The sequence below is a fragment of the Bacteroidales bacterium genome, from assembly GCA_041671145.1.
Taxonomy (GTDB): domain Bacteria; phylum Bacteroidota; class Bacteroidia; order Bacteroidales; family JAHJDW01; genus JAQUPB01.
In genome coordinates, this window is record JBAZBZ010000027.1 from 33,204 (window position 1) to 44,875 (window position 11,672).

8 protein-coding genes are annotated in these 11,672 nt (G+C 30.6%); 4 read left to right on the plus strand and 4 right to left on the minus strand.

Annotation, left to right across the window (positions count from 1 at the left end):
• Positions 1–198 precede the first annotated feature (198 nt).
• On the plus strand, positions 199–1,737 hold the full coding sequence (rny, locus tag WC223_09390; GenBank protein MFA6924452.1) for a ribonuclease Y: 1,539 nt from the start codon (positions 199–201) through the stop codon (positions 1,735–1,737).
• A gap of 93 nt (positions 1,738–1,830) precedes the next feature.
• Here rny and WC223_09395 read toward each other — a convergent pair whose 3' ends face one another.
• On the minus strand, positions 1,831–3,003 hold the full coding sequence (locus tag WC223_09395; protein MFA6924453.1) for a class I SAM-dependent rRNA methyltransferase: 1,173 nt from the start codon (positions 3,001–3,003) through the stop codon (positions 1,831–1,833).
• A gap of 106 nt (positions 3,004–3,109) precedes the next feature.
• A complete protein-coding gene (locus WC223_09400) occupies positions 3,110–3,871 on the minus strand; it encodes an SDR family oxidoreductase (protein ID MFA6924454.1) in 762 nt (253 codons plus the stop codon).
• 191 nt (positions 3,872–4,062) lie between these two features.
• On the opposite strand from WC223_09400, the gene dacB reads away from it, so the two are divergent.
• The gene (dacB, locus tag WC223_09405; GenBank protein ID MFA6924455.1) at positions 4,063–5,544 is read left to right on the plus strand and encodes a D-alanyl-D-alanine carboxypeptidase/D-alanyl-D-alanine-endopeptidase; all 1,482 of its coding nucleotides are present in this window, start codon (positions 4,063–4,065) and stop codon (positions 5,542–5,544) included.
• Positions 5,545–5,571: 27 nt separating this feature from the next.
• Here the strand turns inward: dacB and WC223_09410 are convergent, their stop codons facing one another.
• Positions 5,572–7,038, minus strand: coding sequence for a TlpA disulfide reductase family protein (locus WC223_09410; GenBank protein MFA6924456.1), 1,467 nt, complete (start codon positions 7,036–7,038; stop codon positions 5,572–5,574).
• Between the two features lie 111 nt (positions 7,039–7,149).
• Between WC223_09410 and WC223_09415 the strand changes: the two genes are divergently transcribed.
• Both WC223_09415 and yihA read left to right on the plus strand, forming a co-directional pair.
• Entirely contained in the window at positions 7,150–8,313 is a 1,164-nt protein-coding gene (locus WC223_09415; GenBank protein ID MFA6924457.1) for a THUMP domain-containing protein, read from the plus strand.
• Positions 8,314–8,407: 94 nt separating this feature from the next.
• Positions 8,408–8,998, plus strand: a complete 591-nt coding sequence (gene yihA / locus WC223_09420; GenBank protein MFA6924458.1) for a ribosome biogenesis GTP-binding protein YihA/YsxC — start codon at positions 8,408–8,410, stop codon at positions 8,996–8,998.
• A 15-nt stretch (positions 8,999–9,013) separates the two neighbouring features.
• Here yihA and WC223_09425 read toward each other — a convergent pair whose 3' ends face one another.
• Entirely contained in the window at positions 9,014–11,539 is a 2,526-nt protein-coding gene (locus tag WC223_09425) for a PAS domain S-box protein (GenBank protein ID MFA6924459.1), read from the minus strand.
• Positions 11,540–11,672: the final 133 nt, after the last annotated feature.

Genomic DNA, 11,672 nt, shown 5'->3' on the forward strand with positions numbered 1-11,672 from the left:
AAGTAAATATTTTGTATTGAAATAATGTGGGATTTTTTTTGATACTATGATTTCATAAACCGAAAGTGCAATGAAATCATTAAGTCGAAAAATTCCGAGAGCGAAGCGATTCGGAATTGGTCAAATAACCCGAAACTTTGTTTTGAGGTTAATGACATTTATTTTAAGAATTAATTACTAACTGTTAAAAAAAAAATTATGGAACTGATAACAATTATAGCAGGAGCGGTCGGATTACTTGTTGGTGCTTTTATTGCAGGTGTCGTTTTAAGAAAAAATATCGAAAAGAAAGCAAGAAGAATTTTAAAAGATGCTCAGGAACAAGGAGAATTAACAAAAAAAGAAAGAATACTGCAGGCAAAAGAAAAATTTCTTCAATTAAAAGCGGAACATGAAAAAATAATTAACGAAAAAAATATTAACATTTCTTCTGCCGAAAATCGTTTAAAACAAAGGGAATCATCTTATTCACAGCGAATGGAAGAAATGCAGAGGAAGCAAAAAGAGTTGACCGTAATAAAAGAAAACCTTACCAATCAGCTTGAAATCATCAGTAAAAAACAGTCAGACCTTGAAAAAACTCATAAAATGCATGTTGAGCAGTTGGAAGTAATTTCAGGGTTATCTGCAAAAGAAGCCAAAGAACAACTCGTAGAGTCATTAAAGGGAGAAGCAAAAACCGAAGCAATGTCGTACATAAAAGATACTATTGAAGAATCCAAGCAAACGGCAAACCTTGAGGCAAAGAAAATTGTAATAGAAACTATTCAACGTACTGCTTCGGAATATGCAATTGAAAATGCCGTTACTGTTTTCAATATCGAGAACGATGAGATGAAAGGCAGAATAATAGGCAGAGAAGGAAGAAATATAAGAGCTTTGGAAGCAGCTACTGGTGTTGAAATTATTGTTGATGATACTCCCGAAGCAATTATTCTTTCATGTTTTGACCCGTTAAAACGCGAAATTGCACGTATGGCTCTGCATAAACTTGTTGTTGACGGCAGAATACATCCTGCACGAATTGAAGAAGTAGTTGCAAAAGTTAAAAAGCAACTTGAAGTGGAAATTATCGAAATAGGAAAACAAACTTCTATTGACTTTGGTATTCATGGCTTGCATCATGAGTTAATCCGCTTAATCGGCAAAATGAAATACCGTTCTTCTTATGGACAAAATTTGCTGCAACATTCTCGTGAAGTTGCTAATCTTTGTGCAACAATGGCATCTGAACTCGGACTAAATGTGAAATATGCCAAAAGAGCAGGATTACTACATGATATAGGGAAAGTTGCAGAAACCGAAACTGAATTGCCACATGCCATTTCAGGAATGAAACTTGCTGAAAAATTTAAAGAACTTCCTGAAATATGCAATGCTATCGGTGCTCACCATGATGAAATTGACATGGACACATTAATATCTCCGATAGTACAAGTTTGTGATTCTATTTCTGGAGCACGTCCGGGTGCAAGGCGTGAAGTTGTTGAATCATACATAAAAAGATTAAAAGACCTCGAAACAATTGCTCTTTCTTATCCCGGCGTTGTTTCTACTTATGCAATTCAGGCAGGAAGAGAGTTAAGAGTTATGGTAGGCAGCGATAAAGTTTCAGATACCGAAGCAAATCAGCTTGCTTACGATTTATCGCAAAAGATACAAAGCGAAATGACTTACCCGGGACAAATAAAAATTACTGTCATCCGCGAAACAAGGGCTGTGGCGTTGGCAAAATAAAAAAAATAAATATCGAATATCGAATAATGAATATTGAAGTAAAAAAAACTTCATGATTCAATATTCGTTATTGAAGACATCTTCAAATAAATTTTACTCAATATACAAAACAAGCCCTTTCAAATATTCGCCTTCGGGATGATACACGGAAACGGGATGGTCGGGTGATTGCGATAAATGATGCAAAACCTTAACTTTTCTTTTTGCAATTATCGAAGCTGACATTATTGTTCTATAAAACATTTCTCGTGAAATAACCTGCGAACAAGAAAAAGTAAAAATAATTCCACCTTCTTCAATATTTTTTATTGCCAATGTATTCAAACGCTGGTATCCTCTTATGGCATTATGCCTTGCATCCTTATGTTTGGCAAATGCAGGTGGGTCTAAGATAATGAGATTGTATTTATTTTTATTTTCTTCTAAAAAATCAAATGTATCAGCAGCAATTGCTTCATGATTTTTATAATCGGGAAAATTTAATTCTATATTTTTATTTGTAAGTTCAACAGCCGACTTTGATGAATCAACAGAATGAACGATTGCAGCGCCGGCTTTAATTGCATAAACCGAAAATCCTCCCGTGTAACAAAATGTATTTAAAACTTTTTTCCCATTTGAATATTTTGAAAGAAGGTTTCTGTTTTCTCTCTGGTCAATGAAAAAGCCTGTCTTTTGCCCGTTAACCCAATCAACATAAAATTTATTGCAATTTTCTGTAATTATTGAAGGTGTTTCTAAATTACCAACCAAATATTCATTTATACTATTTCCCGAAGATTCGCTTTTAAAATAAACAGAATTTATTTCTTCTTGCATCACTTTTAATAATGCTTCTGCAATTAGTTTCCTGTCATTTTGAATTCCGGCAGAATGTGCCTGAATAACGGCAGTTTGAGCGTAAACATCAATTATCAACCCCGGTAATCCATCTCCTTCGCCATAAACCAAGCGATATGAATTTGTTTCTGCTGAAGGTAAATTTATTTCTTTTCTGAATTTGTAAGCAGCAGATAATTTCATTTTCCAGAATTCAATATCGGGAATACATTCTTCGAATGATAATATTCTAACCGATATTGAACCTTTGTTCTGATAATGCCCTGCACCGAGAAAATTATTTTTTGCACTGTAAACATTAACCCAATCTCCGTTTGCAGGATTTCCTTCAATGCTTTTAACAGCACCCGAAAACACCCATGGATGATAGCGCAGCAGCGATTCTTCTTTTCTCTTTTTAAGAATTATTCTTGATTTTATTTCCATTTTAAAAAATGTTGTTTATTAAAATTGATGAATTTTATATTGAAAACCCCCGCAAGGGTTTAGAACCCTTGCGGGGGTTTCAACTTATTTAACCCAAATGAAAAAACTATGTTCTCAAATAAGATGCACCATTTACATCAATTATGCATCCAGTCATATATCCTGCTTTATCGGAAGCCAGCATCGAAACTGCATAAGCTATTTCTTCAGGTTTTGCAGCTCTGTTCAAAGGACTTTGTGCAAGAATTTTTTCTTTATCGCTGCCATGAATAAACTCAGTTGCCATATCCGTATCAACAAATCCGGGAGCAATAACTCCGACGAAAATATTGTATTTACCAAGTTTCAACGCCAGCGACTGACTTAATGAATTCACTCCTGCTTTGCTTGCACCATAAGCAGTATAATCGGGTTCGCCCCTGAATGCACCTCTCGAAGAAATATTTATTATTTTACCGTATTTTTGTTTTATCATGTGTTGTGAAACAAGATAACAAACATTTGCAACGCCAATGAGATTCAAATCAATCGTCTGCTTCCATGAGTTTTTCCAATCACTGTAACTTACTTCGTCAATACTGTGTTTTTTATATAATCCCGCATTATTGACAAGTACATCTATTCTTCCGAATTTTCCGATAACTTCATTTACCATTTTTTCACAATCATCAGGATTGCTTATATCGGCTTTAATCATTATATGATTGCTTCCATTCAATTCTTCCAATGTTTGTTTTGTAGCTTTTTCATTAACATTAAATGAAATCGCAACGTTTGCTCCAAGTTCGGCAAATGCCTTAGCAGTAGCTTTTCCAATACCTCTTGAGCCGCCGGTTATTAAAACATATTTGTTTTTAAAATCTTCCATTTTTATGTATTTAATTTATTTTACTTTAAATCCGATTTTTAAAATATTTTTAACAACTGTAGCAATAAGTCACAAGCTTCGAGCTACGAGCTAAAAGCTATGAGAAAAAAGAGGTTAACAACAAATTACAAACATTTTATTTTTTTAAAATAATTACAAATTAAAAACTATAAACACTTAATTTTGCAATTATGAAAACAAAGTTAATATTTTTTATAATATCGGTTTCAATAACACTTTCTTCATTTTCGCAAAATAAAAATGATTCCCTCTCTCCTTTAAATAAACTCAAATTCACAATAGATAGCTTAAAAAAAGACAAAACTTTAAAAAACGAACAATGGAGTTTTTGTGTAAAAAAAATTGATAACGATAGTTTAATTTGCAAATACAAAAGTGATACAGGATTGATTCCTGCTTCAACAATGAAAGTAATAACAACCATTGCCGCAATAAAAATTCTCGGTGAAGAATTTAGATTTAAAACTTTTCTCGGATATGACGGAAAAATAAATAAAGACAGTATATTAAAAGGAAACATTTTTATAATTGGCGGCGGCGACCCAACACTTGGCTCATGCAGGTTCGGAAGTAATGATTCATTAGTATTATCTCACTGGACAGAAATAATAAAAAATAAAGGAATTAAAAAAATTGATGGAAATATTATTGCAAATGCTGATTTTTTTAAAGATTCAATTATTCCTGCATCATGGGATACTGCTGATATAGGTAATTATTATGGTGCCGGTTGTGCCGGTTTAAATTTCAACGAAAATTCATATAATATTTATTTTAAATCCGGAAAATATATTGGCGATGCTACTTCCATCGTTTCTGTCAGTTCTGAAATTTCCAATATTAAATTTATTAATAATGTCAAAACAGGAAATAAGTGGTCCGGAGATAATGTGATTATTTATTCACACCCGTATTCTGATGAAATAAGGTGTGAGGGAACAATTCCTTTCGGTGCAAAAAAATTTATTGTAAAAGGCTCTGTTCCCGACCCTGCTTACTTTTGCGCTTTTCAATTATACAAAACTCTTGCTGCAAATAAAATTACTATAAGCGGAAATGCAACAACCACAAGAAAAAACAAGAATCTTAAATCGGATAATTTAATTATTATTGATACAATTTATTCTCCTTCACTAAAAGAAATTATTAAAGAAACAAATCTTAAAAGTGTGAATATTTTTGCGGAAGCATTATTAAAAATGTGTGGAAAAATAAAGTACAATTATGGCTCGACAACTAAAGGAATTTCAGCCATACTTGATTATTGGAAATCAAGAGGCGTAAATTTGAATAATCTTATAATGAAAGATGGCAGCGGACTTTCAGCTTCAAACAGAGTTTCCGCAAATCAATTTGTTGAAATATTGATTGCAGCAACAAAAGAACCGTTTTTTCAAACTTTTTACGAATCATTGCCAGTTGTCGGACAATCGGGAAGCATAAAAAACATTTGTAAAAATTCGCAGGCAGACGGAAATGTAAGAGCTAAAAGTGGTTTTATGAAAAATGTAAGAGCTTATGTCGGTTATGTTGACACTAAATCAAAGCAACAATTGGCTTTTTCATTTTTAGTAAACAACTATGAATGCACACCTGCAGAAATGAAAAAGAAAATTGAGAAAATTATTATGTTGATGGCAGAGCTTTACTAAACCTTCAAGGTTTAGTAAAGCGGAGCATCAATGATAAATATTGTCTTTCGGATTTTTCTTTAATTTATCTTCTTCTTTCTTTTTTTGTTTTTCCTTTTCAATAATTGTGTGGATATAATCGTGGAAATTTTCACTTGGTTTTTTTACATTCGATTCCATTATTTTGCAATCGCGGTCGAGTAAAATAAAAGTCGGGAATACTATTACATTATAATTTTCTAATACTTCAGGCTGGTTTCCATAATAAAGAGCATTCCAATCGAAATTCTGTTTTTTTACATAAGTTTCAAAATTTTCGTATTTTTTATCAGCACAAATTCCTATAAATTCGACAGTATCTTTAAGTTCTTTCTGTATGTTTGAAAACATCTGAATTTCTTGTAAAGAAGGCACACTCCACGTTGTCCAGAATCCAAGATAAACGTATCTACCCTTAAAATCGCTTAGTTTTACAAGTTTTTTATTTGCATTATATAAAGCGAAATCGGGAGCTTTTGTTGTCGGAGATAGCTTTTCAAGAGTTGCAATAAAATCTTTTGCAATTTCTATGTCTTTTTTAATAATACTTTGCTTTGCTAATGCTTTAATTACTTCGATAACGCTTTTCTTTTCAAAAGCCGGTTCGTTGTATACTTCGTATAACCCTTTCAGTAAAATCAATTCCTTTAAAGTATCATTGAGCAATAAAAGTGAGTCGAAAGAAAGAACTCTCACCATACCGGTATAACTTTTATTTTTATTTATTTCATTTAAAATTTCTTCATATTTACCGTTTGCAGTGAAATTGGAAAAATATTTTACAAAAAACTGGTTGAAAAAATACATATATTCAATATTTTCATTCATAACAGGCCTTCGGGCAAAATATTTATTGGCAAGTTTTTTTCTGCTCAGCAAACTATTCATCTGTTCCAATCCGGCAATTCTATATTCTATATATGCAGACAAATATTTATTTTTCGGATTTCCGAATGTATTTTTTATTCTTTGTTTAAGCGTATCAACAAAACTTCTGTTTTTAGGTGTAAAATAAATAAATCTTGATTTATTTTCAGCCATAAAATTATTATAAAGCATATTGAATTTTTGAATCTGATAATTAAGTTCAGTTGAATCGTTATTCATTATGCTTATATATACTTCCTGAGGTAATATTGAATTTTCAATGTTTTCAGTTTCCTTAACCAAAGAATCTCTAGGAGGAAAAATTATTTCATAAGTTCTTCCGGACTCAAGATAAACATCACCGCTGAAATTGTTAATTTTTATTTTTGCAAAAACCGTTTCACTTATGCTGGCATTAAGTATGAAATTACTTTTATTGTCAACAATGGCAACAGCAATTGTTTTTTCATGATAGCTGATTTGGTTTGCGTAAATATTAAGTTTTACCTTTTCTCCTTCAAATAATTTTGCTTTCCCTTTGATGATGACATTCTGAGAATAAAGCTGAAACGCTGAAATTAGAAATAGCAATAAAAATATTTTTTTCAAAAACATGATTTTATTTTTTTATAACAAATTCCAGCAACAAAGGTACTATTTTTCAAATATAGCAACAAGTAGGAAAATTTTATATAAATTGCATTTTTTTATTCCATCAAAATGTCTACTACAGAAACATATAAAATTGTTGCCACAACTCTTGCCGGACTTGAGAATATTTTAGCTGATGAATTAAAATCGCTTAATGCAGGCGAAGTTGAAATATTGACACGCGCCGTTAGTTTTACCGGAAATAAGGAATTGATGTATAAAGCGAATTTATGGTGTAGGACAGCTTTAAAAATTCTTAAACCTGTAAAATATTTCAGCATTATAAATGAAAGTGATTTTTACAATGAAATTTATAAAATAAACTGGGAGGAATATTTGAATGTTAACAATACTTTGCAAATTGATTGTGTTACAAATAATTCAATTATCACACATTCGAAATATGCTGCCCAAAAGGCAAAAGATGCGGTAGTTGACAGGTTTCGCCACAAATTCAATAAACGACCTTCAGTTGATTTGGAAAATTCAACATTGAGAATAAATATTCACCTGAGCAATAATAACTGCACGGTTTCGCTTGATAGTTCAGGCGATGTTTTATATAAAAGAGGTTATAAAATTGCAAGTTTCGAAGCACCGATAAATGAAGTATTGGCTGCAGGCATGATTTTACTTAGTGGCTGGGATAAAAAATGCAATTTCATTGACCCGATGTGTGGTTCAGGAACAATTTTAATTGAAACAGCGTTAATAGCAAATAATATTCCTCCCGGATATTACCGCCGAAGATTCGGTTTTGAAAAATGGAAAGATTTTGATAAAGAGCTATGGGATGAAATCAAGAAAAATTCCTTATTAGAACAAACAGAATTTGAAAATAAAATTCTCGGTTCTGATATTTCGGAAAGGTCAATAAGCATTGCAGAAAAAAACATAAAATACGCAAAGCTTCACAAAGATATTGAATTAAATATTTCTTCATTTGAAGATTTTGTTCCACCTGAAGAAAAAGGCATAATCATAACAAACCCGCCTTATGATGAAAGAATGAAAAAAGAAGATATTAATGGTTTTTACAAAAGTTTAGGTGATACATTGAAAAAAAAATATGACGGTTATGATGCGTGGCTCATAAGTTCAAACTTTGAAGCATTGAAATCTATAGGATTAAAAACATCAAGAAAGATTGCACTTTTTAATGGACCGCTTGAATGTAGGTTTGTAAAATTTGAAATCTATAAAGGTTCCAAAAAAGAAGTAGGTAGTGAATAAAGAAATAGGTCGCAAGAAATAAGAAAAAAGTTTTCAATAATGCTCTCAGCAATTAAACAATAATCTAACAACTGTCAACTAACAACAAATTTATATGATAATCAAATCGGCAGAGTTTATTAAGAGTGCGACTGATGTGAGCAATTGTCCAAAAGATAATCTGCGTGAATTTGCTTTTATAGGCAGGTCGAATGTTGGAAAATCGTCATTAATAAATATGCTTGTTAATGAAAAAAATCTTGCCAAAACATCTTCTACTCCTGGAAAAACACAACTTATAAATTATTTTTTAATAAATAAAGAATTTTATTTTGTTGATTTACCCGGTTATGGATTTGCAAAAGTTTCAAAACAGATAAAAGAAAAATGGGAAGGGATGATTAAAAATTTTATTCTGAAAAGGGAAAAATTAGTTACAACATTCATATTGATTGATTCGCGGATTGAGCCACAGCAAAGCGATTTAAAATTTTTAGAATGGCTTGGCGAGAAAAAAATAAATTTTGTATTGCTTTATACAAAAACTGATAAATTAAAAAAACAGGAGCTTCAGAAAAATATTTTATTTTATAAAACCGAACTTGAAAAATACTGGAAAGAGCTTCCCATTGCAATTATTACATCTTCTGAATTAAAAACAGGAAAAGAAGAAATTCTTGAAATAATAAAATTCAATAACAAATAATTGACATAAGTCAAATTAAAAAGTAATACTCCATTTTGTTCCTTTTTTCCTGTCGAGGGATATTGAAGCTCTAATTTGTTTTGTAAGGAGGGAAACAAGTTGCAGACCAAGTGTTTTAGGATTTTCTACATTTATTTTTTCTCCGATTCCTTTTCCGTTATCATTTATAATTAAATTTATTTTTTTACCTGGTGTTTTAATAAGTAATATTTTGATAGTGTATGATTTATTAATATTTCCATTGAAAGCGTGTTTAAAAGAATTTGTAATAAGTTCGTTCACAATAATTCCGCATGGTATAGCTTTATCAATGTTTATTGAGATTTTATTAAGATTATAAATTATTTTAACTTTTTTTGTTTTCTTAAAAAAAGTATGATGCAATTCTTCAGTTATTAATTTAATATACTCGGCAAAATCAATTTTTGAAAAATTCTTCGATTCGTATAATTTTTCATGAACCAAAGTCATTGCTCTTATTCTTGCTTTTGCTTTTAAAAATATTTCAAATTGCTTTGAATCTTTGATTTCCTCTTCCTGCAGATTGAATAAACTTGTAATAATCTGAAAATTATTTTTAACCCTGTGATGAAGCTCATTAAGCAAAGTTTCTTTTTCCAGAAGAGTTTCGGATATTTTTATTTCATTGCTTTTTTGTTCGGTTATGTCCTGTCCAATAACCAATACAGATTTTACTTCTTTCAAATAGTCAAATTCGGGAATTATTCTTATATTAACATAAATAATTCTCTTTTTTCCTTTATACAAATACTCAGTTTCAAGAGATTTACCTGTTTTAAAAACCCTTGTGATATTGCTTTCCCAGAAGTTGCAAAACTCCTCGTTAATTCCGAGTTCGGAAAGTGTCCTATCAATAAATTTTTCTACAGGAATTTTTGTAATTTTCTCTACCGACTGATTTATATATAAAAATTTCAGGTCTTTATTAACTCTAATAATAATATCTGGAGTATTTTCAATGAGAACACGAAACTTTTCTTCACTTTCACGCAAATCTTCTTCAGCTTTTTTACGTTCAGTTATATCAATAAAAACACCTCGTAACCCACAAAATTTTCCTTCATTAATTATAGGTGTAGATTTTGATATGACATGAAAGATATTGCCTTTTTTGTCAGTTAAGTCGTATCCGTGTGAAGAAATTTTAATTCCTGCCATTATGCTTTTTACATTATCAATGGCTTTTTGTTTATATTCAGGTGTAAAAAAATCAAAAGCGTAAATGCCTTCGTCAACTTCTTCCTTTTTGGCTTTCATGAATTCGATTCCAAATTTGTTAACATAAGTAACTTTAAATTGAGTATCCAGTTCATAAACAAAAACAGGAAGCGTATCAGTAAGATTTCTGAAGCGTTCTTCACTTTCTTTCAAAGCAAATTCAGCTCTTTTACGTTCTGTAATATCACGAAAAATACTAAGTATTATAGGTTTGCCAAAGTAATTAACTATTTTAGCACTCACTTCTACGGGCATGATTTTTCCGCTTTTAGTTTTATGAAAAACCTCAAAAATATTTGACCCGTTTTTAATTATTTCTTTAATGTGAGGTTCAATAAATTTTGCGCTTTCTTCGGTATTAATGTCTTTTAACGAAAGTTTTTGAAATTCTTCTTTAGCGTATTCGTTTATCTCATGAGCTTTCTTATTAAAATCAATAAAATTACCTTCAAAATCATGAATCAATATTGCATCGTTGCTATTATCAAAGATTGTACGAAATTTTTCTTCGCTTTCTTTTAAAGCAAGTTCGGCTTTTTTGCGGTCATTTATATTTAGAAATACTCCCCTTGAACCGATTATTTTCCCATCTTTTAAAATAGGATGTGTTTTTGCAATTACATGATAAGTAGAACCATCCTTACGTAAAGCATGATATTCATTAATTGGTAATTCTTCTCCTTTAGAAACTTTTTTTATATTCTCTGATGCTCTTTCTCTATCCTCGGGAACTAAAAGTTTTGTGATATTAAAATTATTATGAAATTCTTCTCTTGAATACCCGGTATACTCTAATACAATGTCGTTAACAAAAGTAATTTTACCCTCTGCATCCCATTCACCTATTGCGGCAGGAACCAAATCAATAATATCATTGAATCTGGTTTCACTTAAATTCAACGCTTTTTCTTTTTGCCTCAGCTCAGTAATATTTTGAGCAATGCCAATTAATTGAACAGGATTTCCTTCGGCATTTCTTTTAAAAACCATTGTGCGACAGTTAAACCAAAGATGTTCTCCGTTTTTATGCAATAATTTATAATCAACCACATTAACTTCGTTATCTTTTAAATTTCTACTTTTATTAATTTCATTAAAAAACAAATCCCGTGAATCGGGATGGAATATTGATATGAAACTTTCATTGGATTTTATTATTTCTTCGGTAGTATAATTTAAAAGTTCATTAACATTATTATTTACATAAATGACTTTTTTCGTTTCTAAGTCATAAACATACTTAATATCAGGGGTTGTTTCAAAAAGTTTAATGTAAAATTCTATTTGCTCCGAGGAGTTCATTTTTAAAAATTTAAGCAAATGTACACAATTTTAAGTTATTACAATAAATTTTAATTTCAATTTTTTGTGTTATTTAAAATTACTACTTTCGCACCTTTATTTTTAATAAATAAATTAAACTTAATTATTATTT